At 57.0% G+C, this 22,404-nt stretch carries 21 protein-coding genes; 14 read left to right on the top strand and 7 right to left on the bottom strand.

The annotated features are described in order from the left end of the window. Positions 1–2: 2 nt before the first annotated feature. The 3 genes from Q0932_RS06105 to Q0932_RS06095 all read left to right on the top strand — a co-directional run bounded on the left by Q0932_RS06105 (position 3) and on the right by Q0932_RS06095 (position 2,004). Positions 3–317 (top strand): DUF1476 domain-containing protein, encoded by a 315-nt coding sequence (locus Q0932_RS06105; protein WP_299350558.1) that lies wholly within the window; start codon positions 3–5, stop codon positions 315–317. Positions 318–515: 198 nt separating this feature from the next. Beyond that, a complete protein-coding gene (bmt, locus tag Q0932_RS06100) occupies positions 516–1,529 on the top strand; it encodes a betaine--homocysteine S-methyltransferase (RefSeq protein ID WP_299350556.1) in 1,014 nt (337 codons plus the stop codon). 211 nt (positions 1,530–1,740) lie between these two features. Continuing rightward, on the top strand, positions 1,741–2,004 hold the full coding sequence (locus Q0932_RS06095; protein WP_299350554.1) for a hypothetical protein: 264 nt from the start codon (positions 1,741–1,743) through the stop codon (positions 2,002–2,004). Here the strand turns inward: Q0932_RS06095 and Q0932_RS06090 are convergent. Continuing rightward, positions 2,001–3,083, bottom strand: a complete 1,083-nt coding sequence (locus tag Q0932_RS06090; protein WP_299350553.1) for a PA0069 family radical SAM protein — start codon at positions 3,081–3,083, stop codon at positions 2,001–2,003. The two genes, Q0932_RS06095 and Q0932_RS06090, sit on opposite strands and share 4 nt — an antisense overlap. A 208-nt stretch (positions 3,084–3,291) precedes the next feature. Here Q0932_RS06090 and Q0932_RS06085 point away from each other — a divergent pair, with 208 nt between their 5' ends. The 3 genes from Q0932_RS06085 to Q0932_RS06075 all read left to right on the top strand — a co-directional run bounded on the left by Q0932_RS06085 (position 3,292) and on the right by Q0932_RS06075 (position 5,804). Further along, a complete protein-coding gene (locus Q0932_RS06085; protein WP_299350551.1) occupies positions 3,292–3,990 on the top strand; it encodes a B12-binding domain-containing protein in 699 nt (232 codons plus the stop codon). Between the two features lie 65 nt (positions 3,991–4,055). Further along, positions 4,056–4,694, top strand: coding sequence for a DUF1638 domain-containing protein (locus Q0932_RS06080; RefSeq protein ID WP_299350549.1), 639 nt, complete (start codon positions 4,056–4,058; stop codon positions 4,692–4,694). Between the two features lie 132 nt (positions 4,695–4,826). Beyond that, a complete protein-coding gene (locus Q0932_RS06075; protein WP_299350547.1) occupies positions 4,827–5,804 on the top strand; it encodes an oxidoreductase in 978 nt (325 codons plus the stop codon). Between the two features lie 31 nt (positions 5,805–5,835). Here Q0932_RS06075 and Q0932_RS06070 read toward each other — a convergent pair whose 3' ends face one another. After that, positions 5,836–6,459: an XRE family transcriptional regulator gene (locus Q0932_RS06070; RefSeq protein ID WP_299350545.1), complete on the bottom strand. Its 624-nt coding sequence runs from the start codon at positions 6,457–6,459 to the stop codon at positions 5,836–5,838. A gap of 66 nt (positions 6,460–6,525) precedes the next feature. Between Q0932_RS06070 and Q0932_RS06065 the strand changes: the two genes are divergently transcribed. From Q0932_RS06065 to Q0932_RS06050, 4 genes are read left to right on the top strand one after another with little or no spacing between them, the layout of a single operon-like run. Then, positions 6,526–8,049, top strand: coding sequence for a class I adenylate-forming enzyme family protein (locus Q0932_RS06065; RefSeq protein WP_299350543.1), 1,524 nt, complete (start codon positions 6,526–6,528; stop codon positions 8,047–8,049). Then, the gene (locus Q0932_RS06060) at positions 8,046–8,687 is read left to right on the top strand and encodes a DsbA family oxidoreductase (RefSeq protein ID WP_299350542.1); all 642 of its coding nucleotides are present in this window, start codon (positions 8,046–8,048) and stop codon (positions 8,685–8,687) included. The genes Q0932_RS06065 and Q0932_RS06060 overlap by 4 nt, the downstream gene beginning before the upstream one ends. Next, positions 8,684–9,046, top strand: a complete 363-nt coding sequence (locus Q0932_RS06055; protein WP_299350541.1) for a potassium channel family protein — start codon at positions 8,684–8,686, stop codon at positions 9,044–9,046. Before Q0932_RS06060 ends, Q0932_RS06055 begins: the two co-directional genes overlap by 4 nt. Further along, a complete protein-coding gene (locus Q0932_RS06050) occupies positions 9,043–10,251 on the top strand; it encodes a multidrug effflux MFS transporter (RefSeq protein ID WP_299350540.1) in 1,209 nt (402 codons plus the stop codon). The genes Q0932_RS06055 and Q0932_RS06050 overlap by 4 nt, the downstream gene beginning before the upstream one ends. 23 nt (positions 10,252–10,274) lie before the next feature. Here the strand turns inward: Q0932_RS06050 and Q0932_RS06045 are convergent, their stop codons facing one another. The 4 genes from Q0932_RS06045 to Q0932_RS06030 form a co-directional block, all read right to left on the bottom strand. Beyond that, positions 10,275–11,471, bottom strand: a complete 1,197-nt coding sequence (locus tag Q0932_RS06045; protein ID WP_299350539.1) for a peptidoglycan-binding domain-containing protein — start codon at positions 11,469–11,471, stop codon at positions 10,275–10,277. 10 nt (positions 11,472–11,481) lie between these two features. Continuing rightward, a complete protein-coding gene (locus Q0932_RS06040) occupies positions 11,482–12,237 on the bottom strand; it encodes a DUF2092 domain-containing protein (RefSeq protein WP_299350537.1) in 756 nt (251 codons plus the stop codon). Between the two features lie 92 nt (positions 12,238–12,329). Then, a complete protein-coding gene (mfd, locus tag Q0932_RS06035; protein ID WP_299350535.1) occupies positions 12,330–15,791 on the bottom strand; it encodes a transcription-repair coupling factor in 3,462 nt (1,153 codons plus the stop codon). 6 nt (positions 15,792–15,797) lie between these two features. Next, positions 15,798–16,322, bottom strand: coding sequence for a component of SufBCD complex (locus tag Q0932_RS06030; RefSeq protein ID WP_299350534.1), 525 nt, complete (start codon positions 16,320–16,322; stop codon positions 15,798–15,800). 114 nt (positions 16,323–16,436) lie between these two features. On the opposite strand from Q0932_RS06030, the gene hemB reads away from it, so the two are divergent. After that, the gene (gene hemB / locus Q0932_RS06025; protein WP_299350532.1) at positions 16,437–17,438 is read left to right on the top strand and encodes a porphobilinogen synthase; all 1,002 of its coding nucleotides are present in this window, start codon (positions 16,437–16,439) and stop codon (positions 17,436–17,438) included. Between the two features lie 129 nt (positions 17,439–17,567). Continuing rightward, entirely contained in the window at positions 17,568–18,128 is a 561-nt protein-coding gene (locus Q0932_RS06020; protein WP_299350530.1) for a YSC84-related protein, read from the top strand. 100 nt (positions 18,129–18,228) lie between these two features. Here Q0932_RS06020 and Q0932_RS06015 read toward each other — a convergent pair whose 3' ends face one another. Further along, on the bottom strand, positions 18,229–19,101 hold the full coding sequence (locus tag Q0932_RS06015) for an NAD(P)-dependent oxidoreductase (RefSeq protein WP_299350529.1): 873 nt from the start codon (positions 19,099–19,101) through the stop codon (positions 18,229–18,231). A 194-nt stretch (positions 19,102–19,295) separates the two neighbouring features. On the opposite strand from Q0932_RS06015, the gene Q0932_RS06010 reads away from it, so the two are divergent. Both Q0932_RS06010 and Q0932_RS06005 read left to right on the top strand, forming a co-directional pair. Further along, the gene (locus Q0932_RS06010) at positions 19,296–21,770 is read left to right on the top strand and encodes a penicillin acylase family protein (protein WP_299350528.1); all 2,475 of its coding nucleotides are present in this window, start codon (positions 19,296–19,298) and stop codon (positions 21,768–21,770) included. Between the two features lie 86 nt (positions 21,771–21,856). Further along, the gene (locus Q0932_RS06005) at positions 21,857–22,384 is read left to right on the top strand and encodes a hypothetical protein (protein ID WP_299350526.1); all 528 of its coding nucleotides are present in this window, start codon (positions 21,857–21,859) and stop codon (positions 22,382–22,384) included. Positions 22,385–22,404 lie beyond the last annotated feature (20 nt).

The following is a 22,404-nucleotide window of genomic DNA, read 5'->3' as shown; positions in this document are numbered from 1 at the left end:
AGATGACCACTTTTGATGAACGCGAAAGCGCCTTTGAAGCTAAGTTCGCCCACGATGAAGAAATGACCTTCAAAGCCGATGCCCGGACCAACAAATTGTTGGGCCTGTGGGCAGCGGAAATGCTGGGTAAATCGGGCGACGATGCAGACGCATATGCTAAGACTGTCGTACTCGCCGATTTCGAAGAGGCCGGCCACGAAGATGTCGTGCGCAAGGTCGTAGCAGACCTCGAAGGCAAGATCACCTCGGATGAGATCCGTGCAAAACGCGCTGAGATCCTGAGCCAGGTCAAAGAAAAGATGATGCAAGAAGACTGATCCGCAGATCGGAAAAACCAGTCTTAAGGCGCGGGTTTCGGTCCGCGCTTTTTCCGTGAGCATTCAGATTTGGGCAAACTTGCGCCGCTCTCATGATGTCCATGAGTGTTTTGAGATTGCCCTTGCGGGCGCGTCATGACACATCTGCCCGCGATTTGGGCCTCTCGGCCCTGTGCCTCATGCAAAGGAACTGATCCCATGACCAATGCCCTGTCCAAAATGCTGGAAACCCGCGACTGGATTATGGCCGATGGCGCGACCGGAACCAACCTGTTCAACATGGGGCTCAGCTCGGGAGACGCGCCTGAACTGTGGAACGAGCAGGAACCTGCCAAGATCAAAAAGCTTTACAGCCTTGCGGTCGATAATGGCTCGGACCTGTTTCTGACCAACTCGTTCGGCGGCAACTCTGCACGGCTAAAACTGCACGACGCTGGCCACCGCGCCCGCGAATTGTCACGCATGTCAGCGGAATTGGGACGTGAAGTGGCTGATGCGGCGGATCATCCTGTGATCGTCGCCGGTTCGGTCGGCCCAACCGGCGAAATCATGCAACCGGTTGGGGCGCTCAGCCATGCAGACGCCGTTGAGATTTTTCATGAACAGGCCGAGGGCCTGAAAGAAGGCGGCGCAGACGTTTTGTGGCTTGAAACCATCTCGGCGCCCGAAGAATACCGCGCAGCCGCCGAAGCCTTTGCGCTGGCAGATATGCCGTGGGTCGGCACCATGAGCTTTGACACTGCAGGACGCACCATGATGGGCGTGACCTCGTCCGATATGGTGCAGATGGTCGAAGGCCTCGCCAACCCTCCTCTCGGCTTTGGCGCAAATTGCGGCACCGGCGCCTCAGATCTCTTGCGCACAGTCCAGGGTTTTGCGGCCCAAGGCTCGGAGCGGCCCATCGTTGCTAAGGGCAACGCCGGCATTCCAAAATATGTCGATGGCCACATTCATTATGATGGCACCCCGGAACTGATGGCAGAATATGCCGTGATGGCCCGTGATAGCGGCGCGACGATTATCGGCGGCTGCTGCGGTACAATGGCCGAACATCTTTCTGCAATGCGCGCAGCACTTGAAACCCGCGACCGTGGACCACGCCCAACGCTGGAACAGATCACGGATGTTCTTGGGCCTTTTTCATCCGCTTCGGATGGCACTGGCGAAGATGTGGCAGCACGGCCGGCACGGCGCAACCGTCGTCGCGGTTAAGGACAAAAGCATCATCATTTAAGAGCCAAAACGCCTAAATCCTGCACAGTTGCGGGCTTTTTCGCGTATTTGGGCGCGACCCACTGACGCCATTTGACCTAGATCAGTGTAGCCCTTTGCTTTGGTGCCGCAAATTAAGGTCGCCGGGGCATCGGGACCCTAAATCGGATCAATGATGACCTGCTTTGTCCCGCCCGGCATGGAGACAAAGATGAGCATTCTTTTTGAGAAAATGACCCCCGAAGCCCGCGAAATCGCAGAAGAGAAACTACGCGCCGAGGGCGTTTTGGCCCCAGATGCACCGCTGGAATATGCCTTTGAAGTGCTGGCTTCTGAAATGCCCGCTCTTGATCAGGCCCGCGCCGAATACGATGAAAAAATTGCCGCGTGCGGCGCCAAGGACCACGCCGCATTGGCAGATCTGGCGATTGCCAAAGCCCGCCGCGTGCAACAAGGCATCGCTGAACTGGCCTAAAACAGGGCTAACTGATCCGCCGTTGCCAATGGCGGCTGAAACAGGTCCTGTCGTAATACTGGCAGGTTTGGTGAAAGACCCTGTCGGCGCATGGCCATATTGAACCGTGCCGCAATCATGCTGGCGTAATGGCCTTCGCCGCGCATACGCCGCCCCCATTGGGCATCATAATCCTGTCCGCCGTGCATTTCGCGCACCCGTGCCATCACCCTGTCGGCCCGCAGTGGAAAATGCTCTTGCAGCCATTCCTGAAACAACGGAGAGACCTCTTGCGGAAGACGCAACATGATCCAGCTGGCGGCCTTGGCGCCGGCCTCGCGCGCGGCACCCAAAACAGCCTCAATCTCGTGATCTGTCACCGAAGGCACCACCGGCGCCATCATGACCCGTACCGGAATCCCTGCATCGCTTAGACGCCGGATCGTTTGAAGCCTTCGAATTGGGGCCGGAACCCTGGGTTCCATCAGTCGCGAGAGTTTCGCATCCAACGTCGTGACTGAAATGCCTACATGCACCAATCCGCGTTCCGCCATCGACGCCAGAATGTCGATATCGCGCTCAATCAGGCTGCCCTTGGTGACTATGCCAACCGGGTGCTGAAAATCAGCCAACACCTTAAGACACTTGCGCATGATCCCCAGATCCCGCTCGGCTGGTTGATACGGATCGGTATTTGTTCCAATTGCCAAAGTTGCGACATCATATGACTTGCGGCGCAATTCTTTGTCGAGAAGGTCAGCTGCATTGGGCCGTGCCGTGATCTTGGTTTCGAAATCCAATCCCGCAGAAAGCCCTAGGTAGCAATGCGTTGGACGCGCAAAGCAATAGACGCACCCATGCTCGCATCCTCGATAAGGGTTAATCGAGCGGTCAAAAGGCAGGTCAGGTGACGCATTTCGCGTGATGATACTTTTGGCCGCTTCCTGTGTGATCTCGGTCCGAAACGCCGGTCGCTCTTCGTCGATCTCCCAGCCATCGTTTTCTTCATAGCGGTCCAGATCAAATCGCCCGGCCTGATTGCTCAGCGCACCGCGCCCACGGCGGCGGGTGTCGGAAATGGTTTGAGTTTGCGTTTCCATACCTCAAATTAGAACAAAAAGGGAACATATGCAATCAACCCCAAGATTATCCTGAAAATTTTTCACTCATGTCCTGCGATTTCCGTGTGATAAGTCGGTCTCAGCGCGGCCCATGTCGCTATTTTGACAGTAGGTTGGACCCAAATTGAACAAGTGTAGTGAAAACCACGATCCCGACCATACGTGTCGGCCCTATTGAGGAAAGCTCATGTCGGAAGAAGACGATATCATCCTGTCTGAACTGGACGACGAAGAACTGGTTCAACAGATGTTCGACGACCTCTACGACGGTCTCAAGGAAGAGATCGAAGAGGCCGTGAACATCCTGCTTGAGCGCGAATGGGCGCCCTACGACATCCTGACCAAGGCTCTTGTCGGCGGCATGACCATTGTGGGTGCGGACTTCCGCGACGGCATTCTGTTTGTACCAGAGGTTCTTCTGGCTGCTAACGCCATGAAGGGCGGCATGTTCATTCTTAAGCCGCTTTTGGCCGAAACCGGCGCCCCGCGCGTTGGCAAGATGGTGATTGGCACCGTCAAAGGCGACATCCACGACATCGGCAAAAACCTTGTCGGCATGATGATGGAAGGCGCCGGCTTTGAAGTTGTCGATCTGGGCATCAACAACGCGGTCGAGGCCTATCTTGAGGCCCTTGAAAACGAAGAGCCTGACATCCTGGGCATGTCCGCCCTGCTGACCACCACGATGCCCTATATGAAAGTGGTTATCGACACGTTGGTCGAACAGGGTCGTCGCGATGACTACATCGTTTTGGTTGGCGGCGCGCCACTGAACGAAGAGTTTGGCAAGGCGATCGGCGCTGACGCCTATTGCCGCGACGCCGCTGTAGCGGTGGAAACAGCCAAAGATCTGGTGGGTCGCAAGCACAACCAGATGAATGGTTGATCTGGCCCACATGACATGAACAAGGCCCGTCAAGACTTTGGCGGGCTTTACTTTTTAGGTGAAACATGACCCTTCCCAGCGACACAGACCTGACCGAGACCGGCTATGTGACCGCGTCCAAGTCCGGACGTATCCTGTTGCTGGCCTGTGGTGCTTTGGCACGGGAAATCCTGGCCTTGAAAGAGGCCAATGGCTGGGATCACATGGATCTGACATGCCTGCCCGCCAAGCTGCACCTTTACCCTGAGAAAATCCCCGAGGCTGTGCGCGAGGCCGTGCACAAGCACCGCGCTGACTATGACGACATCTTTGTGGCCTACGCAGATTGCGGCACTGGTGGGCTGTTGCAGGTGGCTTGTGATGAGTTGGGCGTCGAGATGGTCGAAGGTCCACATTGTTACAGCTTCTTCGAAGGCAACGACACGTTTGCAAAAACCAGCGAAGACGAGTTTGACGCCTTTTACCTTACCGACTTCCTGACCCGCCAGTTTGATGCCTTTGTCTGGAAACCCATGGGACTGGATCGTCATCCGGAATTGCGTGACATGTATTTTGGCAATTACACCAAGCTGGTCTATCAGTCGCAAACGGATGATCCGGAGTTAATGGCCAAGGCACGTGAGTGTGCCGAACGCTTGGGCCTCGCGTTTGAACATCGCCACACGGGATATGGTGACCTCAAGACGGTTTTGAGCACGCTCTAGGCGTCTCACACCCCGCATCCCCGTCAATTCACTCGCAATTCACGCCAAAATACAACTGAGGCGTTTCAAGGCGCGTTGGTGCTCCCTACCTTGTGGTCAACAAGAGCCACGAGACAGTACAGGAGAGAGCCCATGTCCATCGCAGATCAAGTTCCCACGCAGTCCGGATTTCATGCCAAGAGCACTGGCAAAGAGGTTCTGGAGAACATCGACCTCTCAGGAAAAACCGCAATCGTGACAGGTGGTTACAGTGGGCTTGGCCTCGAAACCGTGCGCGCGTTGGCGGACAAGGGTGTAAAGGTCATCGTGCCGGTGCGCTCGCCTGAAAAGGCTCAAGCAGCCTTGGCGGAACTGGCCGGTGACATCACCACCGCGCCGATGGATCTTGCCGATCTGGCGTCCGTTCGCAGTTTTACCGACGCGATGCTCGACGACCTGTCCGCGTTGGATCTCTTGATCAACAATGCCGGGATCATGGCCTGCCCCGAGGCGCGTGTAGGTCCAGGTTGGGAATCGCAGTTCGGCGTCAACCACATGGGGCACTTTGCTTTGACAACAGCCCTGATGCCACTCTTGACCAAGGCCCCGGGAACCCGTGTTGTAGCGCTATCGTCAACGGGCCACAAAATCTCTGACATCCTGTGGGATGACGTGCAGTACTCAGATACCGCTTACGATAAGTGGCAGGCCTATGGCCAAGCCAAGACCGCCAACGCCCTGTTTGCAAACGGATTGTCCCGCCGACTGAAGCCCTCAGGCGGTCTTGCCTTTTCGGTGCACCCGGGCGGCATTTTCACACCTCTGCAGCGTCACCTGCCACAAGAAGAGATGATTGCGCTGGGTTGGCTGGACGAAAGTGGAGAACCGTCTGAACTGGCCAAACAAGGCTTTAAGACGCCGGAACAGGGCTGCTCAACCACGCTTTGGGCGGCAACTTCGCCCAAACTCGAGGGCAAGGCCGGGGTTTACTGCGAGGATGCGGATGTTGCCGCACCAACCGATATGGACAGCCCAACGGCACGCTTTTTCGGTGTAAATGCACATGCCTGTGACGATGAAAGCGCTGAACGGCTTTGGGACATGAGTGAAAAGCTCTTGCAGGACGCCTGATCCTGCCATGCTGACATAGGTCGGTCACGGCCTATGTCAGTGACGTGACCCAAAGCACCAAAGCGTCTTCGTCCGAGACCGACAACAGATTGTGCCCCATCGACCCGTCATAATAGGCGCTGTCGCCACGGCGCATCTCAATCGGTTCGTAAAACTCGGTGAAAAGCCGCACAACCCCGGTCAGCACATACAGGAACTCTTCGCCGTCATGGCGGACCCAGCCATCAAAGTCGTCCATAGACCGCGCCCGAACACGCGCGCGATAGGGCAGCATGGTCTTCTTGGTCAGGTTTTCCGCCAGCAGTTCATGTTCGTAGGTGGTGGTGGCCTGATGCACACCCTCACCCGAGGCGACAACTGACAATCGCCCGTTGACCTGCCCCTTTTGCGGCGGTGTGAACAGCTGCGGCACTGAAATCTCTAACCCGATCGCAAGCTTTTTGAGCGCGTCGAAGGTCGGAGACATCTGGCCGTTTTCAATCTTGGACAGGGTAGACCGCGCCAGACCAGCTTGCTTGGCGGCCTGTTCCAAAGTCCATTTGCCTGCTTTGCGCAATTCGCGCACACGTTGGCCAAGGTCTATTGGCTCAAGATGATCCTTTTGGCCGTTTTCACGAGCCACCCGGATCAAGGACTTTGGGTCATTGTCGCTCATGTGGCGCTTTGTAGACCGCGCCCTATCGGACTTGCAACTCATTGAACCTCACAATACCTAGATCGCATGTTGTCTTTATTCGATCAGGGCGCGCATCCAGCCGCGCCGCGCGCCTTCAATATGGCCGCACATGTTCTGGCGCAGGCTGATGTGCTGGCCGACAAAACCGCATTGTCAGTCATGTCGCATGACACCTCGCAGGATTGGACATTTGGCGCCATCAAGGCGGCGGTTTTGGGCACCACTACGGGATTACTGGCACATGGGCTGCAGCCCGGAGATCGCGTGTTGATGCGACTGGGCAATACAGTAGAGTTTCCTATTGCCTATCTCGGCGCAATCGCCGGAGGCATGGTGCCTGTACCAACCTCGTCACAGTTGACAGAGCCCGAAGTCGCCAAGATGGTTGCAGAGCTTGAGCCAGCAGCCATTCTGCGCGACCCCACCATTGCCTGCCCGGATACACCGACGATCCCTCAAATCACGCTGGATGCACTGGAAGATATGCGCACCCTGTCCCCGGCCGCCTTTGATATGGGTGATCCTGACCGGATGGGTTACATCATTTACACCTCGGGCACGTCTGGCGTGCCGCGTGCCGTGTGTCACGCGCACCGCGCAATCTGGGCGCGCCAGATGATGCATGAGGGCTGGTACGGGTTACGCTCCGACGATCGCCTGATGCATGCGGGCGCCTTCAACTGGACCTATACGCTGGGGACCGGCTTGATGGATCCTTGGTCCATTGGGGCCACTGCGCTGATCCCGGCCAAGGGCGTGGACATTCAAGACCTGCCCAAACTGCTGAAACAACACAAGGCGACGATCTTTGCCGCGGCCCCCGGTGTTTACCGCAAAATGCTGTCAGATCACCCTGATATTCACCTTCCAGACCTGCGCCACGGGCTGTCTGCAGGTGAAAAGCTCTCAGAGACCATTCGCGAAGATTGGTTTGAGGCAACGGGAACAGCGCTGTTTGAAGCTTATGGCATGTCAGAGTGCTCGACCTTTATCTCAGCCAGCCCTGCTTCGCCGGCGCATCCCGACACTTTGGGCAAGCCCCAGCCCGGACGGAGGCTGGCTTTGGTGGACGAGGATGGCAAACCTGTGCAACTGGGCGAGGAAGGCATAATTGCCATTGATCGCCGCGATCCGGGGCTGATGCTGGGCTATTGGCGCGCGCCTGAGGACACTGAATCCCGGTTTTCCGGCGACTGGTTCCTGACCGGAGATCGGGGCCAGATGGAGAGTGATTTTTATGTCAGATATGCCGGACGAGCGGATGATATGATGAACGCTGGCGGCTACCGTGTGTCCCCACTCGAGGTTGAGGCCGCACTTTCGCGCATGCCCGGCGTTATCTCGGTCGGTGTAACGGATGTCGAAATCAAAAAAGACACGCGCATCATTGCGGCATTTTATACCAGTGAAAGTGAACTGGACGAAACCGCCCTGAGGACGTATGTGGAGACAACGCTGGCACGATATAAACAGCCGCGCCTGTTCCGGCGTTTGGATGCGCTGCCCACCAACCCCAACGGCAAACTCAGCCGCCGCGCCCTGCGCGACCAATTCGAGGCGACACCATGATCAAGCTTGACGTTCTGTCTGACCCTATCTGCCCGTGGTGCTACATCGGCAAAACCCGCCTTGAAAAGGCGATGGAGGCCGAGCCAGATCACCCGTTTGCCATTGAATGGCATCCCTTTCAGCTGAACCCCGACATGCCAGCAGAAGGTATGGACCGACGCGAGTATCTCGAGACCAAGTTCGGCGGCAAAGAAAACGCCGTGCGCGTTTACGGTGAGATCGAGCAGCATGCGCGCGACGAAGGGCTGGACATCGATTTTGCGGCGATGAAACGCACGCCAAACACCATCAACGCCCACCGCCTGATCCATTGGGCGGGGATCGAGGGCAAACAGAACGCCGTGGTCGACGCCCTGTTCAAAGCCTACTTCAAGGAAGGCCGCGACATTGGCAGCGACGATGTTCTGTGTGACATCGCAGATGGCGCAGGTCTGGACGCAGCCGTCATCGGCAAACTTCTCAAAACCGACGAAGATGTTGCCAGTATTCGCGAACGTGACGCCCATAGCCGCGAGATGGGTGTGAACTCTGTCCCGACCTTTATCGTCGACAACCAACATGCCGTGCCTGGCGCGCAGCCTGTGGAACTTTGGGTTAAAGTGATCCGCGAGTTGAACGAGACACAGGCCGCCTCATGACACCGGGGCTGCGTCTGCTGTTTCTGGTTCTGTTGCTGGTGCCAGTGGTCATTTCAGGCACAGTCTTTTTTCACTTTGTCGAAGGCTGGAACTGGATCGACAGCTATTTCTTTTCAGTGATTACACTTTCAACCGTGGGCTATGGCTCACTCGTGCCCGCCACAACGCTCGGCAAGATCGGCACGACAGTTTTCATTTTTTTGGGTCTTGGCATTTTTGCCTTCGTGATCCAGCAGTTCGGTGCTTTTACAGCTGAGCGCCACAAGGCGCATTCCGAATGGCTGATTGCGCGTTTGGGCCATCACAAAGCCGCGCATCCGCCGCAGGCCGATAATACGGACGATCAGCCCGCAGAATGACCCAAAGCCACCCCTTGTCCCGCGTCGAGTTCGTCGCACTATGTGCGATGATGTTTGCCACCATCGCATTTTCGATCGACGCCATGCTGCCTGCCCTGCCCGAGATCGGGCGCGAGTTGAGCCCGGACAACGTGAACAATGCACAGATGATCCTGACCAGCTTTATGCTGGGTATGGGGATCGGCACGTTTTTTACAGGCCCCCTATCGGACACCTTTGGCCGAAAGCCTGTGATCGTCGGTGGCGCTGTGCTCTATATGATCTGCGCCGCAATTGGCTGGGCTTCGCAATCTTTGGAATTGGTACTTGTCGCACGCGTGTTCCAAGGCATCGGCGCGGCAGGACCACGCGTGGTGACACTGGCGATCATCCGCGACCTCTATTCCGGGCGCGAAATGGCGCGGCTGGTGTCGATCGTGATGTTGATCTTTACGCTGGTGCCCGCCATTGCACCGCTGTTGGGGTCTTTCATCATCGCCTTTAGTGGTTGGCGCGGTGTTTTTGTCGCGTTCATCCTGTTCTCGCTCATGTCGGTGCTTTGGCTTGGCTTTCGCCTTCCAGAACCCTTGGCCAAAGAAGATCGCCGCCCCTTTCGCCTGCCCGTCCTGATCAGCGCCGTGGGTGAGATGTGGGCCATCCCGGTGGTGCGTATTTCGATCCTGGTACAAACGCTGTGCTTTGGCATGCTGATGACCATTCTCACAAGTGTCCAACAGGTCTATGACATCACCTTTGACCGCGGTGACAGCTTTCCGTTGTGGTTCGCAGGCGTGTCATTGGTCGCAGGTACAGCCAGTATCCTGAACGCGTGGTTGGTGATGCGGCTGGGGATGCGTTTTCTGGTGACCGTCACTCTGGCCGTTCAGATCGTCTGTTCACTTGGCATGCTAACCGCTGCGCTAACCCCACCAATTGGTCCAGTGTTGTTCGGAATATTCGTGTTCTGGCAGACCACACTGTTCTTTCAGGCAGGCATGACATTGGGCAATCTCAATGCCATGGCGATGGAGCCTTTAGGACATATGGCAGGCACCGCCGCCAGTGTCATGGGCGCAATTTCAACAGTCATGGGGGCGGTTTTGGCCGTGCCGGTTGGGTTGGCCTTTAATGGCACACCGGTGCCTATCGCTCTTGGGATTGGGATTGAGGCCGCGCTGGGCTTTGGTCTCATGCTCTACATGAAGCGAGCCGAGGCGCTGAGCTAAGCCCGCGCCTCGACTCTTTAACGTCAATCAGATGCGCCTGTGGACGTGTCTGTGGCAGGCTCTGTTTCTTCAGCCTCACCTTCGGTTTCTGCATCGCTGAGCGAAGGAACGTCTCCCTCGGCAGCTGCAGGATCTGTGGTGGCAGCACCGTCTCCTTCTGCAGTGCCCGGATTGGTTGGCACTTCAAAGCCCAAAAGCTTTGTGGTCTCAATATCCATGATGCCTGTTGGCTCAAGCGCGTTGTCATACTGATACCACATCACTGCAGTCTCGGTTCCGCTACCAAAGACACCATCTGCGGTACCCACGTCATAGCCTTCGCCAATCAGGGCTTTCTGCAGGTCTTTGACAACCTCACCGCTCATCATCGGATCCGTCAGTGACAGGCCCAGAACGGCATCTGGCTCGGCCGCATCCGGCGGATCACTCACGATCTCATAGACGCGCTCGTCCTCGTAATAGGTTGACCGATAAAGAACGCCATCACAGAGATACAGCGTCTCGCCATCTTCCAAGATCTTCTCACACTCGTTGTCAGAGGGCAGATCGCTTACGAAGACCAACGTCGATGTGACCAATGCGGCGGTAAAGAACCAACCCCATGCCGAATGATAGTAGTAATTGCCCCAGTGATAGTGTGGGGGCCGGTAATACGGCGGGCGATGATACGGCGGGCGATAGTACGGCGGCCGTGTATGAGGCGGACGGTATCCCGGAGGTCGTGTTCCCGGACGATTTGGCGGCCTTGCGCTTGGAGGTCGCGCCCCCGGCTTACCCATGTTCGGTGGTCGCACACCATTGCCCGGTGGGCGTCGATTGCTAGGCTGTGTCGCAGGTCGTGTCCCCGCCGCCGGGCGCGATGCGGCCGGGTTGCTGGGTGCGACGCCCGGTGTAGGGCGTGTCCCAGTTGACGGACGTGTGCCTGTCGAAGGACGCGTCCCGGTTGAGGGACGTGCGCCTGTTGACGGCCGCGTTCCGGTTGAGGGACGTGTCCCCGCTGATGGGCGCGTTCCCGTCGATGGACGCGCACCTCCCGAAGGGCGTGTGGCCGGGCGCGCTTTGGCGCCGCCAGACGGTCGCGCACCGCCGCCGCTTCTCATGCCACCGCCACGCTGTTTGGCAAAGGCCTGTGACACATCAAACTTGAGCGACACAACCCCTTGCGGGGAGGTGCCAATTGCCAGAGCAGCCACCAGTAATCCTGTGAAAACCTGTTTCATTGCATGCTCCTCAATTGCCCGGAACCCGGGGCCAGATCATTTGTTCACTGTCTTCACCGGGCACATAGGTAAATGCGCCTTCGGCGATCTCTGGTGAAAAATTCCAGTCAGTGAAATAGGCACGGTATTGCGGCCATCCTTGGGTATAAGGATCCGTTCCAACCAACATTATCAAACGTGGGCTTTCGGGGTCATCGGCAATCCAGACCTGCCAGTCTTCATCATAATTGCTGAGAGCAATGTGGTGCGCCACCTCGCCACCGATGCGAGTCAGCCCGACATAGGCTGCCTTTTCGGCGGCGTCCAGATATCCTTCGCCATACTGCATCGACAACACCGACCAGATCGGCAGATCAAGATTGTATTCCTCTTTCGCCCGATCAACCAACCCTTCAAAGTCACCGGCAAAGGCGATCTGTGCGTAGGCGTCATTTTCGACGTCATTCACACTCAGACTTGCGCCATCAAAATAGAACTCCCGCGCTGCAAGGCCGCGTTCGAGATAGCCATAATATCCACCTTCACGGTCCAGCAGGCTATAACCGCTGCGGATTTGCGTTAGTTTCTCACGCCCCTCCAGAACCGTGTCATTTGACACGAACCATTTGACCGACAATGTGTTCTGCTCAGACAGGTACTTCGCTGCTGAGGTGAGGATTTCGACTGCCTGGGGATCCATCGCCGGTGGTGGAGCGTCTGACTGGGCCGCACTCATGCCCGCAAAAGACATGGTGCCAACGATCAGCGCGTATTTGAGGACATGCATGAGCATCCGTTCCCGATTGTTGCTATGCATTCAGCCTACGGCGGCCTATGGGCGTCTGGCAAGCACGGGAATCCTGACCTTAGGGCAATGGATCAGCTCTTGGCTTTATTTCGCTTGCGCTCTTCGACCAGCTTGGTCGCCAGATCGCGCGCAATTCCAAAGGCGCCTTTGATCTTGTCGCTCTCTTTCTTCCAGTCGCGACGAACGACGATTTTGTTGTCACGCACCTTGGCGAGCCCGCGTTGGTCTTGAATGAACTCAACCAGCCCCTGAGGCGAGGCGAATTTGTCATTGTGGAACTGGATTGTCGCGCCTTTGGGGCCGCCGTCCAGTTTGGAAATGCCCGCGCGTTTACACATGTCCTTGATCCGCACAACCAAAAGCAAGGTATTGACCTCTTTAGGCAATTTCCCAAATCGATCAATCAATTCCGCGGCAAACCCTTCCAGTTCAACCTTGGTATGCAGGCTGCTGAGACGCCGATACAGCCCCAGGCGGACATCCAGATCAGGCACATAGGCTTCGGGGATCAAAACGGGGACACCCAGATTGATTTGCGGTGCCCATTGCTCATCGGCGTCACTCAGACCTTCCATTTCGCCTGCGCGGATTTTGGCAATCGCCTCTTCCAGCATGGACTGGTAAAGCTCATAGCCCACATCGCGCATCTGGCCGGACTGTTCTTCACCCAAGAGGTTGCCTGCGCCACGAATATCAAGATCTTGAGAGGCCAGCGTAAAGCCGGCACCCAGGGTGTCGAGACTGCCCAGTACGCGCAGGCGTTTTTCCGCAGCGGGGGTCAAGCGCGCGCGTGGTTTGGTGGTGAGATATGCATAGGCGCGGGTCTTTGAGCGCCCTACCCGTCCCCTGATTTGATAAAGCTGCGACAGGCCAAACATGTCGGCGCGGTGAACCACCATGGTGTTTGCAGTTGGGATGTCCAAGCCGGATTCAACAATGGTCGTCGCCAACAGCACGTCATATTTGCCGTCATAAAAGGCGTTCATCCGGTCATCCAACTCACCTGCCGCCATTTGCCCGTGGGCGATGACCACAGAGACTTCGGGCACCTGATCGGCAAGAAATTCCTCGATCTCGCGTAAATCACTGATGCGCGGCACGACATAAAAGCTCTGACCGCCGCGATAATGCTCGCGCAAGAGCGCCTCGCGGATGGTGACCGCATCGAATTCACTGACGTAGGTGCGGATCGCCAGTCGGTCGACTGGCGGCGTGCCGATGATCGACAAATCGCGAACCCCAGACAGCGACAATTGCAGCGTGCGTGGGATTGGCGTCGCGGTCAGCGTCAGCACATGCACGTCCGAGCGCATCTGTTTCAGCCGTTCTTTATGGGAGACACCAAAATGTTGCTCTTCATCGATAACCAAAAGGCTGAGGTTCTTGAACCGGATACTTTTGGCCAAAAGCGCATGGGTTCCGATCACGATATCAACCGTGCCTCGGGCCATTCCTTCGCGTGTTTTCTCGGCTTCTTTTGCACTCACAAAGCGCGACAAACTTCTGACTTCAATTGGAAAACCGCGAAATCGTTCGGCGAAACTCTTGTAGTGTTGACGCGCCAGCAATGTCGTCGGGGCGATCACGGCAACCTGTGCACCAGACATTGCCGCAACAAAGGCTGCCCGCATCGCGACCTCGGTCTTGCCAAAACCTACGTCACCGCAAACCAGACGATCCATCGGTGTGCCATTGGTCAAATCCCCAATCACGTCCTCGATCGCACGCAGTTGGTCATCGGTTTCCTGATACGGGAACCGGGCACTGAATTCTTCCCAAGCGTGGTGCTGCGCCTCCATCACAGGCGCTTTGCGCAGGGCGCGTTCGGCGGCAACACGGATCAAGCGGTCTGCCATCGCGCGGATACGTTCTTTCAGACGGGCCTTCTTCGCCTGCCATGCTCCACCGCCAAGGCGATCCAGAAGCCCCTCATCGTGACCGTACTTCGACAGCAGTTCGATGTTTTCAACTGGCAGGTAAAGCTTTGACCTCTCAGCATATTCCAGGCTGAGGCATTCATGCGCCGCACCTGCTGCCGTGATGACTTCCAGCCCATGATAGCGACCTATGCCGTGATCGACATGCACCACAAGATCCCCGGGGCTAAGCGATTGGGTTTCCGTCAGAAAGTTTTCGGCACGCCGCTTTTTACGCGGAGCACGGATCAATCGATCGCCCAGCACATCCTGCTCAGAGATCACCGTCATTTCTGGCGTGACAAAGCCGTGTTCCAGCGCCCAAACCGCCAAGTAGAGCCCACGTTTTCCAATACGGGTTGCATCAGTGATCGGAATTGCTTCTGCCAGTCCCTCGTCTTCGATCAACCCTGACAGTCGTTCCCGCGCACCTTCGGAATAGCTGGCAATCAGGACCGGACCCTCTTGCAGACGGGCACGGATATGATCGGCCAAGGCGCCGAACAGGCTGACCTGTTCTTGTTGGCGTTCGGGTGCGAAGTTGCGGCCAATACGTCCGCCTGCATCAATCACGCCCGGTCCGCTGGCCTGTGGCAAGGGATGGAACCGCAATACCCGGTGACCATCAACAGCGGTCGCCCAAGCGACATCATCAAGATACAGCAACTCAGGTGGCACGGGTTTGTACACCGTGTCGATCCGGCTCTTCTGGGTCAGTGCATGTTTGCGTGTTTCATATTGATCTACCACCGAATCCCAGCGTGAAAGACGCGCGGCATCTGTCTGATCATCAACGGAAATAACGGCATTCGGCAAGTAATCAAACAGGGTTTCCATCTCGGCATGGAAGAATGGCAACCAATGCTCAACACCTTGATGCTTGCGCCCCGCGCTGACCGCCTCGTAAAGCGGATCGTCGGTGCCCGCCGCGCCAAATTCAATACGATAGTTTTGGCGGAACCGGGTGATAGCGGCCTCGTCCAAGATAATCTCGGATACCGGCGCCAGTTCTATCTCGTCCAACTTTTCCGTGGTGCGCTGGGTGATTGGATCAAACCGCCGCGCCCCATCCAGCACATCCCCAAACAGATCAAGGCGAACGGGACCAGAATCGCCGGGCGGGAAAATGTCGATGATGCCGCCACGGATCGCGTAATCTCCGGGTTCCATCACCGTTGGCGCCTGGGTAAAGCCCATGCGCACCAAAAAGGCACGCAACCCGGCCTCATCGATTTGGTAGCCAACCCGCGCTTTGAAGGCTGCTTCACGCAGCACATCGCGCGCTGGTACGCGCTGGGTGGCGGCATTCAGCGTGGTGAGCAACACAAATTGCTGTGGCATGCCATGCACTAGCCCTGCCAGAGTTGCCATGCGCGTGGCCGAGATGTCCGCATTAGGTGACACCCGGTCATAAGGCAGACAGTCCCAACCGGGAAAACTGATCACAGGCATATCGGGTCGGAAAAACGCCAGTGCTGCACGCAAAGCAGCCAACCGTTTGTCATCGCGCGCAATATGCACCACAGGGCCTGAGGTGCGTGCGACCTCATCCAAAATCAGTCGCGCATCATGGCCCTCGGGCGAACCGCCGACGGAGATGTGAGTCGTCTGTGTCATGCCACTCTAGCCCAGCGGCGAGGTATTGAAATTCTGGTACATACCCCAGAGGGAGGTCACGAAAATGGACACAACTCCAATGACTTGCGTGTAGACTCTGTGGCGGGTCAGCCGCTTGTACAACAAGAGTCCGCTGGCCTGTTCATCCTGAATTCGTGCTGCAGTAGACAGGCTGATCAAGCCGACCAAAGACAAGGGAAACAGCAGCAAGAAAACGGCCTGAGCGAATTCATTTCCGTAAATGAATCCAATCATCACAAGGCCTGTGTGCACGAAGCAGGCAAACCCCACCAGCCATAACCCAGAAACCCGCCCCACATAGAGCAGGCGATTGGTGTTGATCCGGACCATGTCTTCCAAATCAATTTCGCTCTGGCCGCCATTGCGGCGCGCGCGAAGCACCATGTCAAAAGGCACGCCAAGCACCCAGTGACTGGCCGACGACCACATCACCGCCAGCGCAATCCAGAACCAAAGATTCGAAAAGCTGCGCATATCGATGAGTTCAAAGACAGTTTGATGCCAGTCCACGCCCGGGCCCTTTTTGGTGTTTCATCCCACATAGCGCGGCTCTGCGGCAATTCCTAGCCTTGAGATGTGGTTAAATCCGTGGCACCTGAGGGGGGCATGTAAATGAGGTCACACATGAGCCATCAACCCGCTGCCTTTCCTGCCGCCCGTCTGCGTCGCACACGCCAATCCGCCGCCGTGCGCGGTCTTGTGCGCGAGAACACCTTGACCGTTGATGATTTGATCTGGCCGATCTTTGTACGCGACGGTGAAGGCGTCGAAGAGCCCGTGGCCTCGATGCCCGGTGTTGTGCGCCGCTCCGTCGACAAAATCGTCGAGGCAGCACGAGAAGCTCATGATCTCGGCATCCCGGCGATTTGCCTGTTTCCGTATACCGACCCTTTGAAAAAGACCGAGTGTTGTTCCGAAGCGTGGAACCCAAACAACCTCTCGAACACCGCCACCCGTGCGATCAAGGACGCGGTTCCAGAGATTGCGATCATGACCGATGTGGCACTTGATCCCTATAACATCAACGGTCACGATGGGTTCGTGAAAGACGGCAAAATCCTCAACGACGAAACCGTCGAAGCCCTTGTCAAGCAAGCACTTTCTCAGGCCGAGGCAGGCGCCGAAATTATCGGCCCAAGCGACATGATGGATGGACGTATCGGTGCCATTCGCACAGCGCTCGAGGCAAACGGACATTCCGAAGTGATGATCCTGAGCTACGCTGCCAAATATGCCAGCGCCTTTTACGGTCCGTTCCGTGATGCGGTTGGGGCCTCGGGCGCGCTCAAAGGCGACAAGACCACTTATCAGATGGACCCCGGCAACAGCGATGAAGCGTTGCGTCTGGTCGGGCGTGATCTGGATGAAGGCGCCGATATGGTCATGGTAAAACCCGGCATGCCTTATTTGGACATCTGCCGCAGCGTCAAGGATCAGTTTGGCGTGCCGACCTATGCCTACCAGGTCTCAGGTGAATACGCGATGATCATGGGGGCGGCGCAAAGCGGCTGGATTGACGGTGACAAGGCGATGGTTGAAAGCCTCTTGGGCTTTAAACGCGCGGGCTGTGATGGGATTTTGACCTATTTTGCACCCGCCGTAGCACGCAAGCTCTCCGGCGCCTGACCTGCGCGCTAAATTGCCAACAAAACAAAGGGGCTAGTGACAACACACGGCACTGGCCCTATAGTTCGCACAGAACGACCGGAAAACCGGCGGTATCAGAGCAGATAACAACAAACACGGGCACCGATCATGGATATGATGAACAGACGAAATTTCACCTTTGCAGCACTTGCAGGGGCGGGTCTTACTGCAGCATGTGGCAACGGGGTTGGCAGCACAGGCGGCGCGGAAATTGACGCGCGTGTCGATAACACGCTGAATTACCTCTACACGAATTACCCCAACACCATTGACCTTGCGAACAAATCGACCGGCATACTGGTTATGCCTTTGATCACCGAGGCTGGATTTGGATTCGGCGGTGGTTATGGACGTGGTGCGCTGCGGGTGAATGACACGACTGTCGACTACTACTCTGCCGCAATGGGCAGCTTTGGCTTGCAGATCGGCGCCTCACAGCACGCGCATGTTCTGTTTTTCATGACCGAAGGCGCATTGGCGGAGTTCCGCCGTGCAAGTGGATGGGCCGCGGGAGCGGATGTGAAGTACGCTGTTGCTGACGAAGGCGAAACTTTGGCGATCGACACGACCACAACGCTGGCGCCAGTGATTGCAGTGATCTTTGGTCAGGCTGGGTTGCATGTCGGCGCGACGGTTGAAGGTACCAAATACAGCCGGATCATTCCCTAATTGCCAAAAGGCACGGCGCAATTCTTTAAGAAACGCCCGCAAGGTCATGATAAATATGTTTTTTGGGGACAGATCGAATGTCGATCTGCCCCCATTTTTGTTAATCCAAGGCGCGCAATCGCTTGAGCAAGCTGGACGTGTCCCAACGACCTCCCCCCAGTTTTTGCACATCTTTGTAAAACTGATCCACCAGAGCCGTCAGCGGCAGGCTGGCTTGGGTTTCGTCAGCTGCATCAAGGCAGATCCCCAAATCCTTGCGCATCCAATCGACAGCAAAGCCGTGATCAAAGTGATCGTCCAGCATGGTTTCGTAACGATTTGACATCTGCCAGCTGCCCGCGGCCCCCTGGCTGATAACCTCAACAACAGCCCGACCATCCAGACCGGCTTTTTCAGCGAAATGCAGCGCTTCAGAGAGGCCCTGCACCACACCGGCAATCGCGATCTGATTGCACATTTTTGTCAGTTGCCCGGCCCCGCTGTCACCAATCCGGCGGCAAATACGGGCATAAGCATCAATGATCGGCTCGGCGGCGTCATAAGCGGCCTGATCACCGCCACACATAACAGAGAGGACGCCGTTTTCCGCACCTGCCTGCCCGCCCGAGATCGGACCATCGACAAAGGCGATACCCCGTCCCTGCGCATCGGCATATAGTTCCGTCGTGACCTTGGCAGACACCGTGGTGTGATCGACAAAGACTGCGCCAGCTTTCATACCCTGAAAAGCGCCTTCTTCACCGACGCAAACACCCCGCAAGTCATCATCATTGCCAACACAGGCCATAACGAAATCGCACCCCTCAGCGGCCTTTGCCGGTGTGGTGGCCATCGCGCCGCCGTGCTCTTTGACCCAGGCCTCGGCCTTGGCAGCCGTCCGGTTGTAAACCGTGACCTCATGCCCGGCCTTTTGCAGGTGTCCTGCCATCGGATAGCCCATCACACCCAGGCCCAGAAACGCCACTTTTGCCATTGGTTCTTCCCTCTCAGTAAACTGTTAGGGCGTTTGTCCCGTTCCGTGCGGCCCTTGGCAAGGGCTAAAGCTGTTTCTTGCCTTTGCGGATCATGTGGAATGGGGGTACAGGAGGGCGGAAAGATGGTTGTGGGCATTGCCAGAGCAAGCGATGATCCCCCGCAATCGGGACATGTCTTACGCAGGGATTCGGTATGGGGTTCGTCATTCAATGGTTGCTGCGTATTGCAGGCGGTATGCTGTTGGTCGCCGTTTTGGGCGTTCTTCTGGTGTATTTTCTCGCGTCCCGCAGCTTGCCTGACTATGACAAGACTCTGGCCGCTTCTGGCGTAAGCGCACCGGTCGAAATCGTGCGCGACAGTGCCAACGTACCGCATATCTTTGGCACCGCAGATGACGATGTGTTTTTTGCACTTGGCTATGCCCATGCACAGGACCGCCTGTGGCAGATGATCATGTTGCGACGCACCGCGCAGGGCCGCTTGTCCGAAGTCTTTGGCTCAGCCACGCTTGAGATCGACACGCTTTTGCGCAGGCTCGACTTTTATCCGCTCTCGGTTCAATCGGTACAACATCAGGATGCCCGCACTGCCAAGGTGCTGCGCGCCTATGCCAATGGGGTCAACACACGCATTGATGAGATCAATCGCGAGTCCCTCGGCCGTGGGGCACCGGAAATGTTCCTGTTTCCCAATGCGATTTCGCCCTGGCAACCTGCGGATTCTATCGCCATTCAAAAGCTGATGGCCTTGCAACTGTCGGGCCACCTGGAAGAAGAGGTCATACGCGCGCGCACCAGCCTGTTGCTGCCCGATGCGGACCGATTGGCAGACATCCTACCCGATGCGCCGGGCACAGGCGTTGCCGCGCTGCCAGAGTATGCCGCCATTGTCCAAGGCAATCCCCGCTTTGCCCAGGGCCGTGACCTGCCCGCGCACCCCCTGTCCCCTTTCCCGCGCCGTGCATTGGCTGGCGCATCGAATGGCTGGGCCGCCTCTGCCTCTCGTTCGGCTTCAGGGGGCACACTTCTGGCCAATGATCCGCATTTGGGCCTCAGTGCGCCGGCGATCTGGTATCTCGCCCGTCTGGAACTGCAATCCGGGGGGGTCATCGGCGGCACCATTCCCGGGATGCCCGTGGTGCTGACCGGTCGCAGTGACGCGCTTGGTTGGGGGCTGACATCCGCCTATGTCGACGATCAAGACGTATTCATCGAAGAGCTGAACCCCAACAACCCCGAAGAATACCGCACATCCGAAGGTTTCGCGCCATTCATCACTCGCAAGTCCATCGTCAATATCGACGGTCAGGATCCCGTCACGCTGACCCTGCGCTGGACTGAAAACGGGCCGGTCTTGCCGGGCAGTCACTATGACCTGGGCACAGTCACGCCTGAGAACCATGTGGCCGCACTTGGCTGGACCGCGCTGAGCGCGCAGGACACCTCGATGACGGCGGCGGTCAACCTGCTTTATGCCTCTTCCGTGACCGAAGCGATTGACGCTGCCGAAAACTACATCTCACCCGCACAAAACCTGACTTTGGCCGACCAAGATACGATCGCCCTTAAAGTTATTGGGGCAGTGCCGCGCCGTGACCGAAGCCACCAAAGCCAGGGACGTATGCCCACGTTGGGTTGGATGCCGCAAAACCAATGGCAGGGCCGCCTGCCCTATGCGTCTAACCCTGTGTTTCTGACGCCGGTTGGCGGCATCGTAGGCAACACCAACAACAAGACAGTCGAACGCCCCTTTCCGCTGCACGTGTCATACGTCTGGGGCGACACGCAACGGGTGCAACGTTGGCAGCGCCTGATGCAAGGGCGTCAGGTTCACACCCGTGACAGCTTTGTCGAGGCGCAGTTGGATACCGTCAGCTTTACCGCGCGTGCGCTCTTGCCGCTGGTGGGGGCTGATCTTTGGTTTACCGGCGAAGCGGCGCCTGAAGGGTCTCCGGAACGCCTGCGACAGCGCGCTCTGGAGTTGTTGTCAGAATGGAACGGAGAGATGAATGAGCATCTGCCGGAACCTCTGATCTATGCCGCATGGATGCGGGCGCTGCAAGAACGGTTGATCCGGGATGACCTCGGCCCGCTTGCCGATGAGTACACCCATGTTGAACCCTTGTTCATCGAGCGCGTGTTCCGCGATGTGGATGGAGCATCCGCTTGGTGCAACGTCATCCAAAGCGCGCCCGTCGAGACTTGCACGGACATGGCGCGTCTCGCGCTGAACGATGCTTTGCTTTGGATTTCAGAAGCTTACGGCACACAGCTTGAGTCCTTGCGTTGGGGTGATGCGCATCAGGCCACGCATGACCATCAGGTTCTGGGTGACGTGCCATTGCTTCGATACTTCGTTAACATCCGCCAGTCCACAAGCGGCGGCGACAACACTCTGCAGCGCGGACGCACCAGCGGCCAAGACCCGAACCCATTCCGCAACGTGCACGCCGCGGGGTATCGCGGTGTCTATGATTTTGCTGACCCTGACAGCTCGGTCTTTGTGATTTCAACCGGCCAATCAGGGCATTTTCTTTCACGGTATTACGACGACATGTCCCAGCTTTGGCGACGCGGCGAATATGTACCCATGTCACTAGAACCAGACCTTGCCCGCGCAGCCTCGGTCGGCGTAACAACACTGGTTCCGAATTCAGCATCAGAGTAGCCATCCCAGCCCTCTAAATGTGACCCCATTGTCAGCCAAGCCTTAAGTCGCCATGCTGGGAACGGGATTTGATTGGGGTTAAACTTATGAAATTTTTGTCTCTTGTATTTGTTCTATTTGCATTGTCTTCAAACTTATGGGCCGAAACCGCCTCAGACCGCTGGTCGTATTCAGATGGTGAGGCGGGTTGGGACCTCGTGCAGAACGGCGACCTAGTGGCACGGGTTTTCTTGGGCCGAGACTATGACACAGGCGGTTTTTACTATGGCTTTTACCGCGTGTCAGACGATCCGATGATCCATTTCATGGGCGTTTCGGTGGCGCATTCTGACGGCCGTGTTACCGAACTGCCTGCCGAAGGCTGCTACGCCCAAAACTGCATGACCGAGTATCAGGGCGGCGATGGCATCGCCAGCGCACAGGTGCGCATCCCGATTTCACCAAGCCTGCAAGCGGATGTACTGGAAGAGATGAAATCTGGCAAAGACATTACCTTTCGCTACCAATCCGAAGCCAACTATGCCGAAGACAGCTTTAAGCGCATGCGGCTGGGGTTGAAAGGATCACGCAAGGCCATCGAAGCCCTTGAAAGCGCACCAACGCCCGGCAATTGAAAATCCGGGTGATGGACTGG

The sequence above is a fragment of the uncultured Shimia sp. genome, from assembly GCF_947498095.1.
GTDB lineage: Bacteria > Pseudomonadota > Alphaproteobacteria > Rhodobacterales > Rhodobacteraceae > Shimia.
Note: the sequence above shows the minus strand (reverse complement) of the source record. Positions and strands in the feature narration are given on the sequence as shown.

What these genes read in the sequence shown, in the direction of transcription:
- Q0932_RS06105 (WP_299350558.1), top strand. Translation starts at nt 3, where the DNA reads ATGACCACTTTTGATGAACGCGAAAGCGCCTTTGAAGCTAAGTTCGCC.
- bmt (WP_299350556.1), top strand. Translation starts at nt 516, where the DNA reads ATGACCAATGCCCTGTCCAAAATGCTGGAAACCCGCGACTGGATTATG.
- Q0932_RS06095 (WP_299350554.1), top strand. Translation starts at nt 1,741, where the DNA reads ATGAGCATTCTTTTTGAGAAAATGACCCCCGAAGCCCGCGAAATCGCA.
- Q0932_RS06090 (WP_299350553.1), bottom strand. Translation starts at nt 3,083, where the DNA reads ATGGAAACGCAAACTCAAACCATTTCCGACACCCGCCGCCGTGGGCGC.
- Q0932_RS06085 (WP_299350551.1), top strand. Translation starts at nt 3,292, where the DNA reads ATGTCGGAAGAAGACGATATCATCCTGTCTGAACTGGACGACGAAGAA.
- Q0932_RS06080 (WP_299350549.1), top strand. Translation starts at nt 4,056, where the DNA reads ATGACCCTTCCCAGCGACACAGACCTGACCGAGACCGGCTATGTGACC.
- Q0932_RS06075 (WP_299350547.1), top strand. Translation starts at nt 4,827, where the DNA reads ATGTCCATCGCAGATCAAGTTCCCACGCAGTCCGGATTTCATGCCAAG.
- Q0932_RS06070 (WP_299350545.1), bottom strand. Translation starts at nt 6,459, where the DNA reads ATGAGCGACAATGACCCAAAGTCCTTGATCCGGGTGGCTCGTGAAAAC.
- Q0932_RS06065 (WP_299350543.1), top strand. Translation starts at nt 6,526, where the DNA reads ATGTTGTCTTTATTCGATCAGGGCGCGCATCCAGCCGCGCCGCGCGCC.
- Q0932_RS06060 (WP_299350542.1), top strand. Translation starts at nt 8,046, where the DNA reads ATGATCAAGCTTGACGTTCTGTCTGACCCTATCTGCCCGTGGTGCTAC.
- Q0932_RS06055 (WP_299350541.1), top strand. Translation starts at nt 8,684, where the DNA reads ATGACACCGGGGCTGCGTCTGCTGTTTCTGGTTCTGTTGCTGGTGCCA.
- Q0932_RS06050 (WP_299350540.1), top strand. Translation starts at nt 9,043, where the DNA reads ATGACCCAAAGCCACCCCTTGTCCCGCGTCGAGTTCGTCGCACTATGT.
- Q0932_RS06045 (WP_299350539.1), bottom strand. Translation starts at nt 11,471, where the DNA reads ATGAAACAGGTTTTCACAGGATTACTGGTGGCTGCTCTGGCAATTGGC.
- Q0932_RS06040 (WP_299350537.1), bottom strand. Translation starts at nt 12,237, where the DNA reads ATGCATGTCCTCAAATACGCGCTGATCGTTGGCACCATGTCTTTTGCG.
- mfd (WP_299350535.1), bottom strand. Translation starts at nt 15,791, where the DNA reads ATGACACAGACGACTCACATCTCCGTCGGCGGTTCGCCCGAGGGCCAT.
- hemB (WP_299350532.1), top strand. Translation starts at nt 16,437, where the DNA reads ATGAGCCATCAACCCGCTGCCTTTCCTGCCGCCCGTCTGCGTCGCACA.
- Q0932_RS06020 (WP_299350530.1), top strand. Translation starts at nt 17,568, where the DNA reads ATGGATATGATGAACAGACGAAATTTCACCTTTGCAGCACTTGCAGGG.
- Q0932_RS06015 (WP_299350529.1), bottom strand. Translation starts at nt 19,101, where the DNA reads ATGGCAAAAGTGGCGTTTCTGGGCCTGGGTGTGATGGGCTATCCGATG.
- Q0932_RS06010 (WP_299350528.1), top strand. Translation starts at nt 19,296, where the DNA reads ATGGGGTTCGTCATTCAATGGTTGCTGCGTATTGCAGGCGGTATGCTG.
- Q0932_RS06005 (WP_299350526.1), top strand. Translation starts at nt 21,857, where the DNA reads ATGAAATTTTTGTCTCTTGTATTTGTTCTATTTGCATTGTCTTCAAAC.